25 protein-coding genes are annotated in these 21,190 nt (G+C 62.7%); 11 read left to right on the top strand and 14 right to left on the bottom strand.

All coding sequences use genetic code 11. The annotated features are described in order from the left end of the window. Nucleotides 1-92: 92 nt before the first annotated feature. Nucleotides 93-1,502, bottom strand: a complete 1,410-nt coding sequence (locus tag MESCI_RS21865) for an aminotransferase-like domain-containing protein (protein WP_013532134.1) — start codon at nucleotides 1,500-1,502, stop codon at nucleotides 93-95. A gap of 92 nt (nucleotides 1,503-1,594) precedes the next feature. Here MESCI_RS21865 and MESCI_RS21860 point away from each other — a divergent pair, with 92 nt between their 5' ends. Next, nucleotides 1,595-1,846 (top strand): DUF1127 domain-containing protein, encoded by a 252-nt coding sequence (locus MESCI_RS21860; protein WP_013532133.1) that lies wholly within the window; start codon nucleotides 1,595-1,597, stop codon nucleotides 1,844-1,846. 76 nt (nucleotides 1,847-1,922) lie between these two features. Here the strand turns inward: MESCI_RS21860 and MESCI_RS21855 are convergent, their stop codons facing one another. From MESCI_RS21855 to purC, 6 genes are all read right to left on the bottom strand, one after another. Then, on the bottom strand, nucleotides 1,923-2,564 hold the full coding sequence (locus MESCI_RS21855; RefSeq protein ID WP_013532132.1) for a Pr6Pr family membrane protein: 642 nt from the start codon (nucleotides 2,562-2,564) through the stop codon (nucleotides 1,923-1,925). A gap of 3 nt (nucleotides 2,565-2,567) precedes the next feature. Beyond that, a complete protein-coding gene (locus MESCI_RS21850) occupies nucleotides 2,568-2,975 on the bottom strand; it encodes a hypothetical protein (RefSeq protein ID WP_013532131.1) in 408 nt (135 codons plus the stop codon). Further along, nucleotides 2,972-3,637, bottom strand: coding sequence for a glutathione S-transferase family protein (locus tag MESCI_RS21845; protein ID WP_013532130.1), 666 nt, complete (start codon nucleotides 3,635-3,637; stop codon nucleotides 2,972-2,974). The genes MESCI_RS21850 and MESCI_RS21845 overlap by 4 nt, the downstream gene beginning before the upstream one ends. 84 nt (nucleotides 3,638-3,721) lie before the next feature. Then, entirely contained in the window at nucleotides 3,722-4,390 is a 669-nt protein-coding gene (gene purQ, locus MESCI_RS21840; RefSeq protein ID WP_013532129.1) for a phosphoribosylformylglycinamidine synthase subunit PurQ, read from the bottom strand. Between the two features lie 214 nt (nucleotides 4,391-4,604). Continuing rightward, complete coding sequence (gene purS, locus MESCI_RS21835; protein ID WP_013532128.1) at nucleotides 4,605-4,847, bottom strand: phosphoribosylformylglycinamidine synthase subunit PurS; 243 nt, start codon at nucleotides 4,845-4,847, stop codon at nucleotides 4,605-4,607. Between the two features lie 43 nt (nucleotides 4,848-4,890). Continuing rightward, nucleotides 4,891-5,685, bottom strand: a complete 795-nt coding sequence (gene purC / locus MESCI_RS21830) for a phosphoribosylaminoimidazolesuccinocarboxamide synthase (protein ID WP_013532127.1) — start codon at nucleotides 5,683-5,685, stop codon at nucleotides 4,891-4,893. A 274-nt stretch (nucleotides 5,686-5,959) separates the two neighbouring features. Here purC and MESCI_RS21825 point away from each other — a divergent pair, with 274 nt between their 5' ends. Both MESCI_RS21825 and MESCI_RS21820 read left to right on the top strand, forming a co-directional pair. After that, nucleotides 5,960-6,280 carry a DUF1476 domain-containing protein gene (locus MESCI_RS21825; protein ID WP_013532126.1) on the top strand — a complete coding sequence of 107 codons (321 nt, stop codon included), beginning with the start codon at nucleotides 5,960-5,962 and terminating at the stop codon, nucleotides 6,278-6,280. Between the two features lie 128 nt (nucleotides 6,281-6,408). Beyond that, the gene (locus MESCI_RS21820; RefSeq protein ID WP_013532125.1) at nucleotides 6,409-7,182 is read left to right on the top strand and encodes an HpcH/HpaI aldolase family protein; all 774 of its coding nucleotides are present in this window, start codon (nucleotides 6,409-6,411) and stop codon (nucleotides 7,180-7,182) included. A 38-nt stretch (nucleotides 7,183-7,220) separates the two neighbouring features. Here the strand turns inward: MESCI_RS21820 and MESCI_RS21815 are convergent, their stop codons facing one another. Together MESCI_RS21815 and MESCI_RS21810 are read right to left on the bottom strand one after the other, a co-directional pair. Next, entirely contained in the window at nucleotides 7,221-8,390 is a 1,170-nt protein-coding gene (locus MESCI_RS21815; protein ID WP_013532124.1) for an acyltransferase family protein, read from the bottom strand. A gap of 167 nt (nucleotides 8,391-8,557) precedes the next feature. Continuing rightward, nucleotides 8,558-9,106, bottom strand: coding sequence for an RBBP9/YdeN family alpha/beta hydrolase (locus MESCI_RS21810; RefSeq protein WP_013532123.1), 549 nt, complete (start codon nucleotides 9,104-9,106; stop codon nucleotides 8,558-8,560). Between the two features lie 249 nt (nucleotides 9,107-9,355). Between MESCI_RS21810 and MESCI_RS21805 the strand changes: the two genes are divergently transcribed. Next, nucleotides 9,356-10,168, top strand: coding sequence for a VOC family protein (locus MESCI_RS21805; RefSeq protein WP_013532122.1), 813 nt, complete (start codon nucleotides 9,356-9,358; stop codon nucleotides 10,166-10,168). Nucleotides 10,169-10,411: 243 nt separating this feature from the next. Here MESCI_RS21805 and purB read toward each other — a convergent pair whose 3' ends face one another. The 3 genes from purB to MESCI_RS21790 form a co-directional block, all read right to left on the bottom strand. Then, on the bottom strand, nucleotides 10,412-11,719 hold the full coding sequence (gene purB, locus MESCI_RS21800; RefSeq protein WP_013532121.1) for an adenylosuccinate lyase: 1,308 nt from the start codon (nucleotides 11,717-11,719) through the stop codon (nucleotides 10,412-10,414). Between the two features lie 59 nt (nucleotides 11,720-11,778). Beyond that, entirely contained in the window at nucleotides 11,779-12,192 is a 414-nt protein-coding gene (locus MESCI_RS21795; protein ID WP_013532120.1) for a hypothetical protein, read from the bottom strand. A gap of 107 nt (nucleotides 12,193-12,299) precedes the next feature. Next, nucleotides 12,300-13,025, bottom strand: a complete 726-nt coding sequence (locus MESCI_RS21790) for a DUF2259 domain-containing protein (RefSeq protein ID WP_013532119.1) — start codon at nucleotides 13,023-13,025, stop codon at nucleotides 12,300-12,302. Nucleotides 13,026-13,153: 128 nt separating this feature from the next. Here MESCI_RS21790 and MESCI_RS21785 point away from each other — a divergent pair, with 128 nt between their 5' ends. Then, a complete protein-coding gene (locus tag MESCI_RS21785) occupies nucleotides 13,154-13,408 on the top strand; it encodes a DUF2171 domain-containing protein (RefSeq protein WP_013532118.1) in 255 nt (84 codons plus the stop codon). A gap of 9 nt (nucleotides 13,409-13,417) precedes the next feature. Here the strand turns inward: MESCI_RS21785 and MESCI_RS21780 are convergent, their stop codons facing one another. Then, nucleotides 13,418-14,443: a P1 family peptidase gene (locus MESCI_RS21780; RefSeq protein ID WP_013532117.1), complete on the bottom strand. Its 1,026-nt coding sequence runs from the start codon at nucleotides 14,441-14,443 to the stop codon at nucleotides 13,418-13,420. Then, complete coding sequence (locus MESCI_RS21775) at nucleotides 14,443-15,516, bottom strand: branched-chain amino acid ABC transporter substrate-binding protein (protein ID WP_013532116.1); 1,074 nt, start codon at nucleotides 15,514-15,516, stop codon at nucleotides 14,443-14,445. The genes MESCI_RS21780 and MESCI_RS21775 overlap by 1 nt, the downstream gene beginning before the upstream one ends. A gap of 179 nt (nucleotides 15,517-15,695) precedes the next feature. On the opposite strand from MESCI_RS21775, the gene MESCI_RS21770 reads away from it, so the two are divergent. The 6 genes from MESCI_RS21770 to MESCI_RS21745 all read left to right on the top strand — a co-directional run bounded on the left by MESCI_RS21770 (nucleotide 15,696) and on the right by MESCI_RS21745 (nucleotide 21,173). Continuing rightward, the gene (locus MESCI_RS21770; RefSeq protein WP_013532115.1) at nucleotides 15,696-16,223 is read left to right on the top strand and encodes a flavin reductase; all 528 of its coding nucleotides are present in this window, start codon (nucleotides 15,696-15,698) and stop codon (nucleotides 16,221-16,223) included. Continuing rightward, nucleotides 16,220-17,149: an AAA family ATPase gene (locus MESCI_RS21765; protein WP_013532114.1), complete on the top strand. Its 930-nt coding sequence runs from the start codon at nucleotides 16,220-16,222 to the stop codon at nucleotides 17,147-17,149. Before MESCI_RS21770 ends, MESCI_RS21765 begins: the two co-directional genes overlap by 4 nt. 3 nt (nucleotides 17,150-17,152) lie before the next feature. Then, complete coding sequence (locus tag MESCI_RS21760; protein ID WP_013532113.1) at nucleotides 17,153-18,397, top strand: vWA domain-containing protein; 1,245 nt, start codon at nucleotides 17,153-17,155, stop codon at nucleotides 18,395-18,397. Between the two features lie 60 nt (nucleotides 18,398-18,457). Further along, nucleotides 18,458-18,796, top strand: a complete 339-nt coding sequence (locus tag MESCI_RS21755; RefSeq protein WP_013532112.1) for an XdhC family protein — start codon at nucleotides 18,458-18,460, stop codon at nucleotides 18,794-18,796. Nucleotides 18,797-18,861: 65 nt separating this feature from the next. Next, a complete protein-coding gene (locus MESCI_RS21750; RefSeq protein WP_013532111.1) occupies nucleotides 18,862-19,566 on the top strand; it encodes an XdhC family protein in 705 nt (234 codons plus the stop codon). After that, the gene (locus MESCI_RS21745; RefSeq protein WP_013532110.1) at nucleotides 19,563-21,173 is read left to right on the top strand and encodes an NTP transferase domain-containing protein; all 1,611 of its coding nucleotides are present in this window, start codon (nucleotides 19,563-19,565) and stop codon (nucleotides 21,171-21,173) included. Before MESCI_RS21750 ends, MESCI_RS21745 begins: the two co-directional genes overlap by 4 nt. Nucleotides 21,174-21,190 lie beyond the last annotated feature (17 nt).

Genomic DNA, 21,190 nt, shown 5'->3' with positions numbered 1-21,190 from the left:
GGATTTTGAGTCCCGTCTTATCGCAAGCCTTGCGGCCGATACACCCATGGATTGACGAAAAACGACGGAAAACCGGACAAAGCCACGCAGTGTCAGGAGAAGCTGTCGTAGCCGGCGCGGCCTTCATCGAGAAGTCGCCGGATCACCGCAACGCCTTCAGCGATATCCCCGCGCTGTCTCGGCTGCGAAACGCCGAAGCGGACGCCATGGAAAACCTGCTCGGAACGGCCGGCCTTGAATTCGTCCTCGTCGTCGATCAGCACGCCGTGCTCCAGGCAAGCGTTCTTGAAGGTGCCGGAAAGCCAGGGGTCGGGCAGGGTCAGCCAGACAAAGGGCACCCTGTCATGCGACTTGAAGGCGAAGCCGGCCAAAGTCTCGCGTACGATGGCGATGCGGGCGCTGATTTCGGCGATGCTGCGCTTTCGTATCTCATCCGCCTGACCGGACAGCACCAGCCTTGTATTCACCTCCGCCAGCAGGAAGGGCATGCCGCCGGTCATCATCTTGTGGGCGACGCGGATGCGGTGGCGGTAGGCGGGCGGGCAGGAAAGCCAGCCGCCGCGCACACCGGCTGCGACCGACTTCGACAGGCCGCCCGCGACAATGGTCCTCTCAGGAGCATATTCGGCCAGCAACGGCGTCGGATCATCGGTCAGATTGCCATAGAGGTCGTCCTCGATGAGGACGACATTGTATTCGCGTGCGACATGGGCGATCGCTTCGCGGCGCGCCGCCGACAAGGTGGCCAGCGTCGGATTCTGCGCCGTCGGCATCAGGAAGATCATTTTGGGATGCTTTTGCGCGCAGACGCGCTCGAAATCCTGCGGATCGATGCCTTCATCGTCCGATGCCACCAACGCGGTGCGCCTGCCGATCAAGCCGGCACTGCGGGAAACCTGCGAGTAGGTGAGGTGCTCGAAGGCAACATAGTCGCCAGGCATGGTGAGCGCCGCGATCGCCGCCATCACCGCCGCATGGGTGCCGAGCGTGGGAACGATGGTGTCGGCATCCGGGCGAAAGGAATTGCGCGCCAACCAGCGGGCGCCGGCTTCGTACCATCGTTCGGGGAAATCCCTGGTGTAGCTCGAAATCTCATGCGGATGGTCCTGCGCCGTGCGCGACAGGACACCGGCGACAATGTCGCCCTGGCCGATATCAGGTGCTGCGGTGCTGTCGAAACGCAGCTTGCCTTTAGGCGCATCGATATAGCGCGTGCCTTCGCCGCCGACGTCCGGAGCCGGAAAATCCGGCTTCGCGCGCTGGCCGAGCACATAGGTTCCACGCCCGACCTCGCCGCTCACCAGGCCACGCTCGCGCAGCAATTGATAGGCCCGGCCGACCGTGCCGACGGTGGTGCCGATGTCGTAGGCGAGGTCGCGCTGCGGCGGCAACTTTGCGCCGGCATCGATCACGCCGCGATCGATGTCCGTCTCGATGGAATCCGCCAGCCGCTGATACAGCGGGCCGGAGCCGGCAGTGAGATCTGGAAGCCAATTTGTCATGGTGACAATTTTCTATATTGCACCGACAGATGAGTCAATACATATCAATCACGTGCCAAAAGGGTACAATTTAGGACTTTGGCAGAAAGAAAATGAATACAATCGCGACAATACGTCATTCGAGCGCTGCATTATCGGCCCAATCGACACGCCCGTCGGCTCAGCGCGGCTTTGTCAGCCGCCTTGTGCGCGTGCTGAGGTCGCTGGCAAGATGGATCGACAACCTGCTGGATCGCCGCCGCAGCCGGTTGGCTCTGCTGGAGATGACCGACGACCAGCTCAAGGATATCGGCGTCACGCGCTGCGACGCCCACCGCGAGGGCATCAGGCCGTTCTGGGACTGACCGTGATCCCAAAAGTGGGAACCGGTTTGGGAAAGATGATGGTCCCGGGAAATCCGGACAGAAGGTCCGCACAGTTCTAACGGACCCTCGACGCCCTGGTGCGTGCAACGGCATGGTCCGCAAGGACGGCGACCACGCACAACACGAGGAAAAGTCCGGTGATGGCTGCAGCTGAGATGACGACGCTGGTCGCGCCGTTCTTGGCGATGTTCAGGAAAGGGTAGGGCACCTCGCCGGCAAGCGGCGCCCGCACCAGCGCATAGACCAGATAAGCGATGGGATAGATCACCCACCACGAAATGTCGCTCCAGCGTGTCCGGCCGTCGGCGCCCGATATCAGCCACCACAGCACGAACAGCACCGGCGTGACGTAGTGCAGGAGAACATCGCAGAGCAGGAACAGTCCCTGCGGCTGCCAGAGTCGTGCCAGAACCGTTGCGTAGATGATGAAGACCAGTGCGATCGAAACCGCAACGCCGGTGCGCATCCGCGCCCCTGCAAAGGCCGGCAGCCAGGCATAGAAGGTGGGTGACAGCAGCGACGTGTACACCAGCACCGCGCCGATGTTGGTCAGGATGGTGAAGAAGCTGAAGACGAAAATGACGGAGCCAAGCAGGCTGCGGCCTGCTTCCATCGATGCAGGAATGCTGATGCAGAACTGCAGGATGAGCCCGGCCAGACCGATGACCAGCCCCACAATCTGCAGAAAGCGGCCCATGGGCTAGGCCGTCGCGGCGCAGGCCGGATTGCCGGCCTGCCAGCGGGAAATGTCGGAGCCGATGCGGGCGCCGAGCGGATCGTTCATCAGCGGTCCGAAGACGTCGACACGGCTAGAATTGCCTTGCGCCTGCACGACCAGCAAAGGTTTGCCGCCATAGTGCTTGGCCGGAACCAGCAGGAAACGCGGCGTGCCGCTGAACGAATTCAGCTCATTGGCCATCTGATACGGTTTGAAGGCCGGGTCCTTGCTGGCGATCCAGCATTTGTGGGCGGCGATCGCCACTTGTTCCATGGCCAGCAGCGCAGCACTTTTGCCCGAGGGAACAGGCGTGCTCTTTGGCGTCGACTGGCAGGATGCCAGCACAAAGCCCGCCGCGGCGACCAGCGCGATCGTCCTCGACTTGATCAAGCGGCACCCATCTCAAGCTCGGACAGGAAGATTTTCAAGCCGTCGGTCATCTCGCCCCACACACGCGACAATGCCGGGTGTTGCGAGGCGATCTGCTGGTAGGCGTCGAATTTGGGATAGGCGTCGAGCAGGTCGTGGCGTCCTGTCATGGCGCGGAAATTGTTGAAGATGAACCGCGTCGGCGTCAGCCAGGCATCGGCGAAGCTGATGTCGTCGCCGAGTGCGAAGGGCCCTTGCGCCATACGGGCCTCGATTGCCGCCAGTCCATGATGCAGGCGGGCGAACTGAGCGTCGATCTCGGCATTGTTGCGCTTCGGCACGGAATGAAGCTCGAAAAGCTTCATCAACGGGGTCAGCACATCGAGATCGGTGATGCGGGCGAACATGCGCACCAGCGCACGGTCCTTGGAATCGGGCGGCAGCAGCGCCGGTTCCGGAAACCGTTCCTCGAGATATTCGGCGATGACCACCGATTCGACGATCGTCTCGCCCGAGCCGGTGATCAGCACCGGAATCCGGTTCATCGGCGAGATGGCGCGAAACTCTTCCGGGATGGGAAAACCGGGCGGCGGCGCGATGATCTTGAGTGGTACGTCCTTGATGTAGGCCAATGCCCGCACGATCGACGAGTAGGGCGACAACGGCCGCGAATAGAGTTTCATGACCGTCTCTCTCCCCAATGAACCAGACTTGCTCCAAAGAGACATGAATGTCCGGCTGTTTTCAAGCTGTTCGCTTCGATATCGTCAGGCAGCGATGCCGAGGGCGCTCTCGAACAGTCCGCGGCCGTCGGTACCGCCATGGGCTGCTTCGATCAGGTTTTCCGGATGCGGCATCAGCCCGAGCACATTGCCTTGGCTGTTGACGATGCCGGCAATGTCGTTGATCGAGCCGTTGGGGTTGGTGTCCTCGGCATAGCGGAACACCACCTGGCCTTCGCCTTCGAGACGGGCAAGCGTGTCGGCGTCGGCGAAATAATTGCCGTCATGATGCGCGACCGGCGAGCGGATGATCTGGCCCGGCTGATAGCGGCGGGTGAACATGGTGTTGGCATTGGTGATCTCGAGCTTCACCTGCCGGCAGACGAATTTCAGCGAGGTGTTGCGCATCAAGGCGCCCGGCAACAGGCCGGCCTCGACCAGGATCTGGAAACCGTTGCAGACGCCGATGACCGTCACGCCCGCGGCCGCTTTTTCGGCCACTGCCCGCATGACCGGCATGCGCGCGGCGATCGCGCCGCAGCGCAGATAGTCGCCGAAGGAAAAACCGCCCGGAATGGCGATCAGATCGACATCGGGGATTTCGGTGTCGGTTTGCCAGACGGTGACCGGCGGTGTTCCCGAAATCTTGGTCAGCGCCGCGATCATGTCGCGGTCGCGATTGAGGCCAGGCAGGAGGACGACGGCTGATTTCATTTCGGTTCGTAAGGCCTTTGTGCTTCGGCGAGTTCGCGCAACTCGAGGCGCTGCTCAATCCGTTCAAGATGTTGATCGATACGGCCTGCTATCGCGTAGATATTGTTGACGTCCGTTTGCGTGCTCAACGCCTGCAAGCCTGATCGCTACAATCTCGAGAAGCTCGTACATCAGTTCATTCGTGACTTCAGGCATCCGTGCCTCCGGCACAGCCTTAGGTAAGCGTCACACTATAATTCTCGATCACCGTATTCGCCAGCAGCTTGTCGCACATGGCCTTGAGGTCGGCTTCGGCCTTGGCCTTGTCGCTTTCCGCCAGCTCGACGTCGAACACCTTGCCCTGCCGCACCGTGCCGACGCCGCCGAAGCCCAGGCCGGACAATGCGTGTTCGATCGCCTTGCCCTGCGGGTCGAGCACGCCGTTCTTGAGGGTGACGGTAATGCGGGCCTTGATCACGCTGGACATGCTCCTGTTCTGATTATCGGGTCGCAAACCGCGATCAGTGCGGCTTGCCTTTGAGGCCGTCGGTCGAGGCGACGAGCACCGGGCCGGTCGGGCGCGGCGGCTCGTTCTCGTTCATGATGCCGAGGCGGCGGGCAACTTCCTGGTAGGCCTCGACGAGGCCGCCCATGTCGCGGCGGAAACGGTCCTTGTCGAGCTTGTCCTGCGTCGCCACGTCCCACAGGCGGCAGGAGTCCGGCGAGATCTCGTCGGCGACGACGATGCGCATCATGTCGCCTTCGAACAGGCGGCCGCATTCGATCTTGAAGTCGACGAGTTGGATGCCGACGCCCATGAACAGACCGGAGAGGAAGTCGTTGACGCGGATCGCCAGCGCCATCACGTCGTCGATTTCCTGCGGGCTCGCCCAGCCGAACGCGGTGATGTGCTCTTCCGACACCATCGGGTCGTCGAGCGCGTCGGCCTTGTAATAGAATTCGATGATCGAGCGCGGCAGAACGGTGCCTTCCTCGATGCCGAGCCGCTTGGACAGCGAGCCGGCGGCGACATTGCGCACCACCACTTCGAGCGGAATGATCTCGACTTCCTTGATCAGCTGCTCGCGCATGTTCAGACGGCGGATGAAATGGGTCGGAATGCCCATGCGGTTCAAATGGTTGAAAATATACTCGGAAATGCGGTTGTTGAGGACGCCCTTGCCGTCGATGACCTCATGCTTCTTCTTGTTGAACGCGGTTGCATCATCCTTGAAGAACTGGATAAGCGTGCCCGGTTCGGGTCCCTCATAGAGTATCTTGGCCTTGCCTTCATAAATGCGGCGGCGATTTTTCATCTGATTTTTCTCTGGGGTTCCGGACAGGCGGTATCAGACCATTTCCTGTCCGTCTGCCTGAAATAGTGCGGCTACGGTAGGGTTCAATGCCGGGTCTATCCCAATCACATCGTTTGCTCAATCGGCAAATCCTTCCAATCAACCGCTTTCGGGACTGAAATGCCGCAGCGCAGCATGCGATGAAGCATATTGACCGGCCCGCGACCTTTTGGTTTGTGCTTTGGCAACGCACATATTCACCGCCAACGAATCGAATTTGACCCGGAGGGACGCCATGAGCAGCATGAAAGACCGTGAAGAGGGCTTTGAGCGTAAATTCGCATTCGACGAGGAGCTTCGGTTCAAGGCCTCGGCGCGCCGCAACAAGGCGCTCGGCCTGTGGGCCGCCGAAAAGCTCGGAAAGTCCGGCGCCGATGCCGACGCCTATGCCAAGGAAGTGGTTATCTCCGACATCGAGGAGGCCGGCGACCACGACGTGTTCCGCAAGATCCGCGGGGATTTCGACGCGGCCGGCGTCGAGCAGTCGGACCACCAGATCCGCCGCACCATGGACGAACTGATGGCGCAGGCGATCGAGCAGATCAAGAACACCTGATCCGGACCATGCGCTGATCCCGCGGCCATACGCTGGACCAATCGACCGCCCGGCCTATCCGGGCGGTTTTTCTTTGCCTTTGCCGCCGTTTCCGGCTGAAACTGCGGTCGCTAACAAGGAAAGAGTTCATGTCCCTGAAGTCCCGCCTCGCGGCCGATGAAACGTTGTTCACCGCATGGTCCGGTGTGCCGGATGCCTTGACGGTCGAGATCGTCGCCAAGCAGGGTTTCGATGCCGTCACGCTCGACATGCAGCATGGCGGCCATCACGAAGACAGCGTGCTGCGTGGCCTGGTGCCGGTGCTCGCTACCGGCAAGCCGGCGCTGGTGCGAATTCCCGTTGGCCGTTTCGACATGGCAAGCCGCGCGCTCGATTTCGGCGCCGAGGCGGTCATCGCGCCGATGGTGAACTCGGTTGCCGACGCAAAACTGTTCGCCGCCGCCATGAAATACCCGCCGGTCGGCGAGCGCTCCTGGGGCCCGACCTACGCTTTTCCCCGCCACGGCCAAGGCGACCAAGCCGACTGGCTGCGCGACACCAACCAGCGCACCATGGCCTTCGCCATGGTCGAGACGCGTGCAGCCCTCGATGCGCTCGATGGCATCCTCGACACGCCCGGCATCGACGGCATCTTCCTGGGCCCGTCGGATTTCTCGATCGCCTGGAGCAATGGCGCCACGGTCAATTCGACGCTGGAAAGCATGATGGAGACGGTGGCGTCGGTGGCCGAGCGCACCCGCAAGGCCGGCAAACATGCGGCGATCTACGTTGTCGAGCCGGCAATTGCCGGCCGGGTCGTGTCGATGGGCTATCGCCTGCTGGCCATGGGCTCGGAGCATGCGCTGATTTCACTGGGCGCAAAGACCCTGCTCAAGGGCATCAAGGATTCGATCGGATCCTGAACCCGAACCGGACGCACTGCCGTCACAGCGCCGGGCGGTTAGGCGCTCGACGCCGCAGGCGCCGCGGCGATAGGTCCGCCGCGCCTGAACCTGTTGAACAGGGCGCCGACCATCTGGACCCACCAGTTGTTGAAGGTCATGAGCGGCAACGCCGCGAGGATCGAACCCAGTATGGCGGCGGCGGCGCCGAGTGCGGTGGAACCGCTTGTCAACAAAACCCATGACCCCAATGAGCAGATAACGGGTACATGCACGAGGTAGAGTGGGAAGGACAGGTCGCCCAGAAAACGTGCCACCTTACCCGAGAGCCATGATAGAGGCTCATCCACACTCAGCACCGCGTAGACCAACATGACGCTTGCCGGGATGGCCACGCAGGCTTGCCGCAGGCCCACATCGGAAGCCACGTCAAGCACGGCGAACGGGCGATATATGCCCACGGCACTCCCCGCATAACCCAGCAGCGCCAGGGAAACCATCACCATGGCGCCTCTCACCCACCGATTCGGGCGAAAATCCATGGCGAGAAGCGGATAGAGCAAGAGGCTGGCCGGAAAGGCACAAAGAAAGTAACTGACTTGCAGCGCCAGGAACACGACTGCTGCTATGCAGACCCAGAACGATAACGTCCAGCGGCCTTGAAGGAAAAAGACGATCGGGGCGAGGGCGAAGGTCAGCATGCTCCCCCAGAACTCGACCGTCATGGTCCACAGACTGCTGTCATAATAGTTGTCGCCGTAGATGAACGTCCGCCACGCCCCTTGCAGAAACGCGTCGGCGAAACTCGCAGTCTCCGGCGATAGCACCTTTGAAGCATTGCCGAAACTTCTCAGCCAGTCGGATTGGGTGACGGCGGCCGCATCCTTGATGAAATACAGGTCGAGCTTGAAGATGATGCAGGATGCCAGCGTCGTAACGAGTACCGGGCCGGCCAGGCGTGGCAGGCGCTTGATCGCACCCAACCGCAGATCTTGTGCCTTGCTGGTCTGAAAATAACGCTTCACGAGCACGTAGGAAGACAGGACGAAAAACAGGTAGACGGCGGAGCCGCCATTGAACGCGACGAAAGCCAGGCTTGTTTTGAGCGATTGCCCGGCCAAGTCTCCCTCGCCTTCCATCAATGGCGCAAAAGCACCCAAACAATGCCCATTCAGAACTACGAGCGCGGCGACACCTCTTAACAATTCGAGTGAAGCATCCTTGGCCAAGTATGGGCTTTCTTTGAATAATTGCTATTTAGTACGCGCGAATATAATCGTTCGGCGAACAGAGTTCGCCGTTGCTGGAGAGATTATCGCGATCTGCATTAAATTATTGTTCACGCAAGCCGGATGGCCTGCCGAGCAGCTTCGTGTTCAGGCTTTGACCGTATATATTACAGGTCCGTCAGGAACTTGGCGAAGGTCATCGAGCCTTCGGGCCACGGTCCGAAGCCCGAATCCTCGCTGAGATGACCGGTTTCGCCGGCATCGATGAACAGCGAGCCCCAGGCACCGGCAATGTCTTCGGCGACATCGAAGGCGCAGAACGGATCGTTGCGGCTGGCAATCACGATCGAGGGAAAGGGCAGCGGCTCACGCGGGTAGGGGCCGAAGGTCATCAGGTGCCTGGGCCTGATCTCGGGGTTAGCGACATCGGGCGGCGCCACGAAGAAGGCCCCGGCGACCGGCTTGCGGAATTGCGGAATGGCTTGCACCGCCGCGGCGACGCCAAGTGAGTGCGCGACCAGGACGACCGGCCGCTCGGCCTCGTTGACCGCCTTGGCGACGCTCGCCGTCCAGTCCTCGCGCACCGGCTTCGACCACTCCGCCTGTTCGACGCGGCGCGCCGTCGACAGCTTCGACTGCCAGCGGCTCTGCCAATGGTCGGGGCCGGAATTGGTGTAGCCCGGCACGATGAGAATATCTGCGTCTCTGACCTTCATGGCGCTGAGATAGCGAGCGGCATCGCTTCGTGCAACCGGCAGAAACGCCACGTTTGATCACAATAGTGAACACCATGTTCGCTTCTTCGCGTCTTGTGTGAACGATGCGGATGGACGATCTGTGGTCAGGAAAAGAAACAGCCGTGCGCGGGAACCCTGACTTTGGAACTGACACGACGTACAATGATCGGCGGAGTGGGGTTTCTCGCTTTGGGAGCTTCATCGCAGGCCGGTCGAACGGAGCATTTGATGAGCGAGTTGCCTTTTGCCGCCACCACCCCGGTCAGCGTTGCCCGCGTCGGGCTGAAGGCGCGCGACGCGGAAAGCCTTGCCGCATATTATCGCAGCATCGTCGGTCTGCAGGAACTGAGCCGCGCCGATGGGGCGATCACGCTGGGCGCCGCCAACCGTCCGTTGCTGGTCATCGAGGCCGATCCTTCGGCCAAGCCGGATGATCCTCGCAGCGCAGGCCTGTTCCATACTGCCTTCCTGCTGCCCAGCCGTGCCGATCTCGGCCGCTGGATCAACCACGCCATATCAAACAAGATCGCCATCGAGGGCGCTTCCGACCATCTGGTCAGCGAAGCACTGTACCTGACCGATCCCGAAGGCAACGGCATCGAGATCTATGCCGACCGCCGTCCGCAGGACTGGAAGTGGAATGGCGACAAGGTGGCGATGGCGACCGAGCGGATGAACATTCCGTCCGTCGTAGCCGAAGTGCCTGCGGGTGACGCCGGCTGGCAGGGCGCGCCGGAAAACAGCGTCGTCGGCCATGTCCACCTTCGCGTCGGCAGGCCGGAAGACGCCGAAGCCTGGTGGAACCAGGAATTCGGCTTCGACACGGTGGCCAAATATGGCGGCCAGGCGGTGTTCCTGTCGTCAGGCGGCTATCACCACCACATCGGCGCCAACGCCTGGCAGAGTTCGGGCGCCGGCCGCCGCGATCCCAGCCGGTCGGGTCTGGCCTGGGTCGAGATGCGTTCGGACAATGTGACCAGCCCGGTGACCCGCGAAGATCCATGGGGCACGGTGATCAGGACTGTTCCCGGCAAGGCTTGATTTGAGGGCTGCGCCAAGCTGGAGCACCCCTCAACCGTCGCGGCGTTGCGCGCCGATCCACCTTCTCCCACAGGGGAGAAGGTGAAGCCTGCCGCTCGCGGCTCTGCAAATCTCGATCGCTGATGCTTGGCGGCAAGGTTGCCGCAGCCTTTCCTTTTCCCCTTGTGGAAGAAGGTGGCCTCGCGAAGCGAGGTCGGATGAGGGGTGCTCAGCTTGACGCCAGCGACGGTATAGCGCTTTGCCTCAGGCTTTGCCAAACACCCGCTTGAAGATCGTGTCGACATGCTTGGTGTGATAGCCCAGGTCGAATTTCTCGCGGATTTCGGCCTCGGGCAGGGCAGCGGTCACTTCCTTGTCGGCCAGTAATTCTTCAAGAAAATCAGCGCCTTGCTCCCACACCCTCATGGCGTTGCGCTGGACCAGACGGTAGGAGTCTTCGCGAGACAACCCAGCCTGCGTCAGCGCCAGCATGACACGCTGCGAATGCACGAGGCCGCGGAACTTGTTCATGTTCTTCAGCATGTTGTCGGGATAGACGAGCAGCTTGTCGATGACGCCGGTCAGCCGTGACAGTGCGAAATCGAGCGTCACGGTGGCGTCAGGGCCGATCATGCGCTCGACCGAGGAGTGGGAAATGTCGCGCTCGTGCCAGAGCGCCACATTCTCCATCGCCGGCATCGCCATGGAGCGAACCATGCGGGCAAGGCCGGTGAGGTTTTCGGTCAGCACCGGGTTGCGCTTGTGCGGCATGGCCGACGAGCCCTTTTGGCCCGGCGAAAAATACTCTTCCGCCTCCAGCACTTCGGTGCGCTGCAAATGCCTTATCTCGATCGACAGCCGCTCGACCGACGAGGCGATGACGCCGAGCGTGGCAAAGAACATCGCGTGGCGGTCGCGCGGGATCACCTGCGTCGACACCGGCTCGGGCTTCAGGCCGAGCTTCGCCGCCACATGTTCCTCGACATAGGGGTCGATGTTGGCGAAGGTGCCGACCGCCCCGGAGATCGCACAGGTGGCGATATCCACACGCGCGTGCACCAACCGCTCGCGGCAGCGCGAGAACTCGGCATAGGCCTGCGCCAGCTTGACGCCGAAGGTCGTCGGCTCGGCATGGATGCCGTGGCTGCGGCCAATGGTGACGGTGTTCTTGTGCTCGAAGGCGCGGCGCTTGAGCGCTGCAAGCAGACCGTCGATGTCGGCGAGCAGGATGTCGCTGGCGCGGGTCAGCTGTACGGCGAAGCAGGTGTCGAGAACGTCCGACGAGGTCATGCCCTGGTGGATGAAGCGGGCGTCCGGCCCGACAAATTCAGCAAGATGGGTCAGGAAGGCGATGACGTCATGCTTGGTGACTCGTTCGATCTCGTCGATCGCCTCGACGTCGAATTTTGCGGCACTACCCTTTTCCCAGATGGTTTTTGCCGCTTCCCTGGGGATGACGCCGAGTTCGGCCAGCGCATCGCAGGCATAGGCTTCGATCTCGAACCAGATGCGGAACCGGGTTTCTGGCGACCAGATGGCGACCATTTCCGGCCGGGAATAGCGAGGGATCATCGGTCAGTCCTGACATATCGAGAAGTTTGCCCGCGTCCTAACAGAGGCGAGCAAAATGCTCAACGCCGCTGGCGCGCAAACCAGACGCCCGCGGCAAACAGAGCGATGAAACCAACTGGAAAATAGAGCCGGATGCCCAGCACTACGAACTGATAGAGCGCAATCAACGTCGTGAAGACGAACTGGAGGACCCAGGTGCGGGTGAAAGCAGGCGCATGCCACTCGGCGTAGTAGGAGCGGTACTGCAGGGCAAACAGCCCGCCGGTCAGGCCGATCGTCGCCGCTGCTAGGCACACGAAGGCCGCGGCGAAAGCGACTTCCCAGCGTCTTCCCTGCGAGACCAGCCGCGTCGCAAACAGGCCGATGGGGAAGGCCAGCGCAGCTCCCGCCGCAAACAGCATGGTGACAATGCGGATTTTCGCCGGCGTCTCCCAGTCGTCCAACAACAGGGTGACGAGCGCGCTGGCGCCCATCGTCACAGCCCACAACACGGCGCCGATAAGCGCTGTGCGCGGCGTCGGTATCGCGCGGCGAAGGCGGTTCAGCGCACGATCGCGCGCGGCGGGTTGAGCAGGGGGTGTCACAGGCGGCCGGTCACCGCGATCCAGCGAAAGTCCGGGCCTTCAAAGCCGTATTGGCGCACCGCGATCAGCACGGCATAGGCGCTGAGGCTGTCCATGGAAAAGGTCTGCACGGCGCCGATGCGATAGCCGTTCGGGCAACCCCGGCTTTTCGGTATCGCCTTGTCCTCGTGCAGCAGCTTGGTCGTGCCGCCATCCTGCGCCTCGATGCGCAGCAGCCGGAAGCCGTTGATTTCGCCCTGGCTCTCGCAGCCATCGGCGTTGTTCATGCCCAACTCGTCGAGCCGGAACTCGAGCGGTGGGTCGACCGGAGTGAAGATCGGGCGCGGATTGACCGCCATCCGGTGCGGATCCGCCGAAAGCTCGGTCACCGGGTTGAAACCCGCGGTGATGCCGCGGTTGGCGTCCAACTCGGCCTGGCTGACAATGGATTCGCCTTTTTGCCGGGCCTGAAGGCGCACCGCATCCAGTTTGGCATTCTCGTCCTCAAGCCGGACCCGGATCGGCGTGCCCTTCAGAAAGCTGTCGGTGCTGGTGTCGATGTAGTAGCGGTTGGCATAGGGAAAGCCCGATCCATCCTGCACGCCATATTCCTCGAAAGCGAAGACGCTGCCGTCCTTGGTGAAGCCGAGGATCTCAAGTTCAGCGACATCGCCGGCATGAGCCGCGATCGAGGTCGCAAGCTGTGCAAGCAGGCCAACGGCAAACAGAAAGAGCATTCGCATCGGTCTTCACCCCCATGATCGTTTCAATCCCCTAGCACGACGGAATCAAAACGTCGTGCGGTGCGAAAGCCGATGCATCCAATCGGCCCGTCATTTGTTATTGTCGGCAGTCCCAATGGAGAACCACCATGACCGACACCAGCAAAATTCGTGAGCATATGGAAGTCGTCGGCGCCGATGGCGTGCATGTCGGCACTGTCGACAAGGTCGATGGCCAGCGCATCAAGCTGACCAAGGCCGATAGCGGCGAGGGCGCCCACAAGGGCCATCACCACTACATTCCCCTGAGCCTGATTGCCGAAGTCGACGGCAAGAAGGTCTGGCTGTCGGCGAATTCTGATGTCGCGGTGACGTTCGAGGAAGAAAAGTCCGATCCGGTCTGATTGATCGCTTCACTTCATGCGTGACGACCAGACCGGAAACAGATCGTTTTCGGCAGGCGTCGCGGCATAGACGCCTCGGCTGATGGCGCGCGCCATGGTGGCGCCGGCGGCGGCGTAGAGATCGATTGCTGCATCGGCGGAGAGTTCGATACCGCTCGTGCCGGTCGCCAGCGCGAACACAAGGTCGCCATCGGCCGGCGTGTGCGTCGGCCAGATGGCGCGCACGAATCCATCATGCGCCGACATCGCCAGGCGCTTGGCGGCAGCCTTTGTGAGCACCGCATCGGTGGCAATGACGGCGATGGTGGTGTTGCCGCCGGTCTCCGTCTGCCGGCCAAAATGTTTGTCGCGGTACTTCAAAAGAATCCGTTTCGCCTCGTCAGGCATCGGCGAGGGATAGCCAAGCCCACCGAATTCGTCGCCGATTTCGAACGGTGCCGCCCAGAAATGGCGGGTTCGGCCTGTGGTCACCGAACCGGTCGGATTGACGGCGGCCAGCGCGCCGATGGTGACGCCATTGTCGAGCAGCGTCGAGGCGGAGCCGAGGCCTCCTTTCAGCCCCGAAGTGAGCGCGCCGGTGCCGGCGCCGATGGTGCCGAGTTGGAAATCGGCGGTGGCGGTTTGCGCGGCTTCATAGCCAAGCTCGCGGTAGGGCGGATAACGGCCCCAATCCTTGTCGCCGCCATTGCGCAGGTCGAACAGGATCGCCGACGGCACGATCGGCACGCGAAAACCGCCGACCTCGAGGCCGATGCCGCGTTCACGCAACGCCGCCTGCACGCCGGAAGCTGCGTCGAGGCCGAAAGCCGAGCCGCCCGAAAGCACCACAGCGTGCACCACATCGACGGAATTGTGCGGTTCGAGCAGGTCGGTCTCGCGGGTGCCCGGCGCACCGCCCAGGATCTGAACGCCCGCCACTGTGGACGCATCGCAAAGCACGGTCGTTACCCCGGATTTCAGCTTGGCGTCGGACGCATTGCCGACGCGCAGGCCGGCAACGTCGGTGATCAGGTTGCGTGGGCCGGTGCGAAACATCAGTTGCTTTCCAAGGGCGCAAAGCGCGTGCCATCGAAGCGGAAGACGCGGTAGGGGCTCCGGCTGAGATCGCCTTTCGCATCAAACCGGATCGGCCCGATCGCCGTGGTGAAATCCTGTCCGGTCAGAGCTTCGGTCAGTGGTTTGCCCGAGCTTTCTGACAAGCCCGACGCTGCCTTGGCGATTTCGACCGCCGCAAAGGCCGGCAGCGTATAGCCGTCGGGCACGACTTTCTGCGCGGCAAAGGCCGCCAGCACTTTTGGATCGGCGACATCGGCCCATTCCGGCGGTGCGATCATCAGTGTGCCCAAGGAATAGGGCACGTCGCCGGGCGGCGTGCGCAGGTTCTCGCCGCCGGCAAAGACGATGCCCGCCTGAAGCTGTGCGGCATCGCGGCCCATGATGGCGATGTCGTCGCCATCGCCGCCGGCAAAGACATGCGTCGCGCCGGCCTTCTTCAGCCGACCGATCATGCCGATCTGATTGTCGAGCTGGGGCCGGAACGTGTCGACGAACACAGGTTTCAGCGCTGCCTGTTCGGCCGCTGCCCGCAACGTCTCGGCGATTTCACGGCCGTAGATGGTGCCGTCGTCGATAATGGCGAACAATTCGTTTTGCCACAGGCGGGTGAGGGCTGACGCGACCGCATTGCGCTCATCGTCGCCGCGTGGTCCGAGGCGATAGACCGGCCAGCCGGTCTTGGCGCGGCGGTCGGTCAGGCTTTCGGTTCGCACGCCAATGGTGATGACCGGAATGTTGGCGTCCTTCAGGATCGGCATCGCCGCCTCGATCGCCTCGGTGCAGAGAAAGCCGACCACGATATTGACCTTGACGGCTGCGAATTCCCTGGCCGCGGCAGCGCCGCCATCGGCGGTGCAGGCGTCATCCACGGTCTTGAGTTCGATGCCGTCCGCTTCGGCGGCCATACCGGTACCGGCCTCGATCTGCTTGCCGAGAATGGCCGATGGTCCCGACAGGGGCGCCGAGACGCCGACCAGCAGCGTCCGGGCATCCGCACCACTGGCCAGGAACAGCCAGAACAGCGCCGCTATTGTTCTTGTCCTGGGTCGCATTCGAGCGATGGGATCCTCCGGGCCGGTCCTATGCTCCCGGCACTGTTGCCGCCAAGACCTAAAGGCTGCCCGGCCTTGGTGCAACACGCGAATTTCGGGATATGGCTCAGGCACTTCGCTTGTGGCGGGCTATGTCTGGCCATATATGTCGATAGGATCCTGACAATGGAAAAAATACGGTGCTGAAGAAGAACGACATTGGGCCGCAGGCCTATCGCGACGCGATGAGCCACTTTGCCGGCCACGTCCATGTGGTCACCACCGACGGGCCGGCCGGCAAGCGCGGCGCGACGGTGATCGCGGCCTGCTCGGTTTCGGACACCCCGCCGACCATTCTGGTCTGTCTCAATCGCGAAAATCCCAAGAACGAACCGTTCGTGAAAAACGGCAGGTTTGCCTTGAACACCCTGGCTTCCCACCAGGAGCCGCTGTCAGTCGGCTTTTCCGGAATCACCGGCTTGCCGGTCGAGGAGCGCTTCGCGCTCGGCGAATGGGACGTGATCTCCACCGGCGCGCCGACGCTGAAGGGTGCGCTCGCCGTGTTCGACTGCGAATTGATCGATACCAAGGACCTGGCCACCCATCGTGTGCTTTTTGGCAAGGTGACAGGCCTGCGGATGGGCGATAATTTGCGGCCGCTGATCTATCACGCCCGCGGCTACCACGTACTGGAAAGCGGAGCGGCGGCGTTCACGGAGAAAGAATGACCGAGCTGAAACCGCGCGCCGCGCCACGGACGATCGACGAGACGCTCGATCTCCTGACCGGTGCGGACTATGTGGCGGACCGGTCGCTGGCGACCGTACTGTTCCTGTCGTTGCGTATGAAGCGGCCGCTTTTCCTTGAGGGCGAGGCCGGCGTCGGCAAGACCGAGATCGCCAAGGTGTTGGCACAGGCGCTCGGCCGCCGGCTGATCCGCCTGCAATGCTATGAAGGCCTTGACGTCTCGTCCGCCGTCTACGAGTGGAACTACGCCGCGCAGATGATTGAGATCCGCATGGAGGAGGCGGCCGGCAAGGTCGAGCGCTCCGCCATGGAGCGCAACGTCTTCTCCGAAAAATACCTGATCCGCCGCCCGGTGCTCGATGCGCTGACCGGCAAGGCGGGGGCTGCCCCGGTTTTCCTGATCGATGAGCTCGACCGCACCGACGAGGCGTTCGAGGCCTTCCTGCTCGAAATCCTGTCCGACTTCCAGGTGACGGTGCCCGAGCTCGGCACCATCAAGGCGGAAGAGCCGCCGATCGTCATCATCACCACCAACCGCACCCGTGAGATCCACGACGCGCTGAAGCGGCGCTGCCTCTATCACTGGGTCGACTATCCCAATGCCGAGCGCGAGTTGGAGATCGTGCGCCGCAAGGTGCCGCAGGCCAACCAGCGCCTTTCGGCCGAAGTGGTCTCCTTCATCCAGAAGCTGCGCCAGATCGAGCTGTTCAAGGTGCCGGGTGTCGCCGAAACCATCGACTGGGCCGGCGCGCTGACCGAGCTCGACAAGGTGGCGCTCGATCCGGAAACCGTCTCCGATACGATCGGTGTGCTGTTGAAATACCAGGACGACATTGCCCGCATCGAACAGGGCGAAGGCCGGCGCATCCTCAACGAGGTGAAGGCCGAGCTTTCGGCGGCGGAGTAGGCGATGCCGCGCCCCGAGCCAAAAGAGGCCATGCCGCACGGGCGGATCGCCGACAACATCGTCTATTTTGCCCGCACCTTGCGCAAGGCGGGCATGCGGGTCGGGCCGGCCTCGGTCAAGGACGCCATCGAGGCGGTGCTCGCCGCGGGCATCGGTTCGCGCGACGATTTCTACTGGACGCTGCACGCCGTGCTGGTGTCGCGGCATGAGGATCACGCCATTTTCGACGAGGCCTTCCGGCTGTTCTGGAAGTCGCGCGAACTGATCGAAAAGATGCTGGCGATGTTTTCGCCGGTGGCGCCCGACACCAGGGAAAAGCAGAAGCCACGCGCCGCTGAAAACCGAGTCAGCCAGGCGATGTTCGAGGGACACCAGAAGAACCAGCCGCCACAGGAAATTCCCGAGATCGAGGTCGACGCCCGCTTCACCTTTTCCGGCAACGAGGTGCTGCGGGCCAAGGATTTTGCCCAGATGAACGCCGCCGAGATGGCCGACGCCAAGAAGGCGATCGCGCAGTTGCGGTTGCCTTTCGACATGGTGCGGACGCGGCGCTTCAAGGCCGATGCGCATGGCCGCCGCATCGATCCGCGCGCCATGATGCGTTCGGCCGCGCGCACCGGCGGCGAACTGATCCTGCCGAAATTCCGCTCAGCCCGCGAGGTTCATCCGCCACTGGTCGTGTTGGCCGACATTTCCGGCTCGATGAGCCAGTACACGCGGATTTTCCTGCATTTCCTGCATGCGCTGACGGAAAAAAGGCGTCGCGTGCACACCTTCGTCTTCGGTACCCGGCTGACCAATCTGACGCGGCAGATGCGCCATCGCGACCCGGATGCAGCCCTTGCCGACTGTTCGGCGGCGGTCATGGACTGGTCGGGTGGCACCCGCATCGGCGACACGCTGGCCGAGTTCAACCTGACATGGTCGCGTCGCGTGCTGGGGCAGGGGGCGGTCGTGCTTCTGATCACAGATGGGCTGGAGCGCGACGATGTCGCCGGCCTGTCGGAGGAGATGGAGCGCCTGCACAAATCCTGCCGGCGGCTGATCTGGCTGAACCCGTTGCTGCGCTTCGACGGCTTCCAGGCGCGCGCCCGTGGCGTCAAGGCGATGCTGCCGCATGTCGACGAGTTCCGCTCGGTGCACAATCTCGATGCGCTCGCCGATCTCTGCGCGTCATTGGACAAGAAGTCGGCACAATCCGTCGATCCGCGCCGATGGCTGGAAGCTGGCGCGAGGCGCGCCGCATAACCATATCCTTCCCATCCGGAAAACAGATCCCGAGAAAAACAGACTTCTGGAGAAACGGTCATGGAAAACAGCATTTATCTGGATGAGGCCCGCGACCCGCTGATCATTGCGGAGGGCTGGATGAAGGACGGCAAGGACGTGGCCATCGCGACAGTGGTCGAGACCTGGGGTTCGGCGCCCCGACCTGTAGGCAGCCATCTGGTCATCGACGCAGACGGCAATTTCCACGGCTCCGTCTCGGGCGGCTGCGTCGAAGGCGCTGTGGTCAGCGAGGCCATCGACGTCATCGACAGCGGCAAGGCCAGGATGCTGGAGTTCGGTGTTGCCGATGAAACCGCATGGCAAGTGGGCTTGTCCTGTGGCGGCCGCATCAAGGTGTACGTGGAAAGACTGGGCTAGAGCATGATCCCAAAAAGTGGGACCCGGTTTTTGGACAAGATGATGCTCGGACAAGAGATTTCCTGATGGATCCCTACGCCTTAAAAACTTTGAACGCCGAACGACGCGCCCGCCGTGCGGCGATCCTTGTCACCGATCTCGGTGACGGCCGCGACCGGATCGTGCGCGAGGGCGATCACGTCGCCGGCGATCTCGGAACCGCGATCGCCAGGGCGTTCCGCACAGGCAACTCCGGTTCGGTCGAAGCCGAGGGGCGGACTTTCTTTCTCAACGCGCATCTGCCGCAGCCGCGTCTGGTCGTGATTGGCGCTGTTCATATCAGCCAGGCGCTGGCGCCGATGGCGAAGATCGCCGGCTATCCCGTGGAGATCATCGACCCCCGCACCGCTTTCGCCACGCCGGACCGCTTTCCCGATGTGGCGCTTCATGCCGAATGGCCGGAGGATGTGCTGAAGCGTCAGCCGCTCGACAGCTACACCGCACTTGCCGCCGTCACCCATGATCCGAAGGTCGATGATTTCGCCCTGAAGGCAGCACTAGACGCCAACTGCTTCTATGTCGGCGCGCTCGGCAGCAGGAAGACGCATGCCAAGCGTGTCGAACGTTTGCTGGCGCTGGGCGCGAGCGCCGACCAGATCGCCCGTATCCATGCGCCGATCGGGCTCGATATTGGTGCTGCCAGCCCGGGAGAGATTGCTGTTGCGGTGTTGGCCCAGGCGATCCATGCCTTCCGCTCGCGCGGGCTGGACGCAAAAGGTGCGGCGGCGTGAAATTCGGACCGATCCCGATCGAGACGGCGGAAGGCGCGGTGCTGGCACACTCCACCACCGCTGGTGAACGCCGCTTCCGCAAGGCGCATAGGCTGAGCGCCGAAGATGTGGCGCTGCTACGGACTGCCGGTGTTTCCGAGGTCGTTGCGGCTGTTCTGGCTGAGGACGACCTCGGCGAGGATGCGGCCGCGCAAACGATTGCCGGGAGCATGGCCTTTCGCGGCATCGAAGCCAAGCCTGCCGCGACCGGGCGGGTCAACCTCCACGCCAAGGCGCCGGGCATCTTCACGGTCGATGCCGTTGCCATCGACGCCATCAATGCCATCGATCCCGCCATCACCATCGCCACGCTGGCGCAGCATGCGCCGGTCGAAAAAGGCCAGATGGTCGCGACGGTGAAGATCATTCCCTTCGCGGTCGGTTCAGCGCTGGTCGACGCTGCGACAGAAATCTGCGCCGCAGGCGAGATCTTTGCCGTCAATGCCTACCGGCCCGTGCGTGTCGGCGTCATCCAGACGGTTCTGCCGGGCATCAAGCCTTCCGTGCTCGACAAGACGCTGCGGGTCACCGAAGCACGGCTGGCGCGCACCGGCGGCAGGCTGACGGCCGAGCGCCGCACGGCGCATGAGATCGCGCCGGTGGCGGAGGCCACGGCTTCCCTGGTGCGCGACAATGACGTGGTGGTGATCTTCGGCGCCTCGGCGATGAGCGATTTCGCCGATGTCATTCCCGCGGCGATCGAGAAAGCGGGCGGTACCGTCGTCCGCGCCGGTATGCCGGTCGATCCCGGCAATCTGCTGGTGCTCGGTGCGCTCGGAGGCAAGCACATCATCGGCGCGCCCGGCTGCGCCCGCAGTCCCAAGGAGAACGGGTTCGATTGGGTGCTGGACCGATTGATCGCCGGTCTCGACGTGACCGCTAGGGATATTGCCGGCATGGGGGTCGGCGGGCTGTTGATGGAAATCCCCACACGGCCGCAGCCCCGCGAACCGCTGCCGGCCAAATCTCAACTGAAGGTCGGCATCGTGCTGCTGGCGGCCGGCCGGTCGAGCCGCATGGGTGGACCCAACAAGCTGCTGGCGCTGTTCGATGGCAAGCCGCTGGTGTACCGCACCGCCGAGCGGGCGCTTGGCTCGAAGGCGTCCAGAACTGTCGTCGTCACCGGCCACCAGCGCGAGCGGGTGCGCGCTGCGCTGGCGGGCCTCGACGTGATTTTCGCCGATAATCCTGATTTTGCCGACGGCTTGTCCACGTCGCTGAAGGCCGGCATTGCCTATCTGCCGGAGGACTCCGCCGGTGTGATGATCGCGCTCGGCGACATGCCCGATATCACGTCCGACGATCTCGACAGCTTGATCGATGCGTTCCGCAAGGGCGGCGGCAATGCGGTGGTCCGCGCTTCGCATGACGGCAAGCGCGGCAATCCGGTGCTGTTGCCGCGTTCGCTGTTTCCGGCGATCGCCCATCTGGAGGGCGACACCGGTGCACGCCATCTGGTCGAGACCGAAGGGCTCGATGTCATCGATGTCGAGATCGGCGCGGCGGCGTCTGTCGATGTCGACACGCGCGAGGCGCTGGAAGGCGCCGGCGGCGTGCTGCAGGATTGACAAACCCAAGCCGAATT

Origin of the sequence: Mesorhizobium ciceri biovar biserrulae WSM1271 (genome assembly GCF_000185905.1) — a bacterium.
GTDB classification, from domain to species: Bacteria; Pseudomonadota; Alphaproteobacteria; order Rhizobiales; family Rhizobiaceae; genus Mesorhizobium; species Mesorhizobium ciceri.
This window is presented reverse-complemented; position numbering and strand designations above follow the sequence as displayed.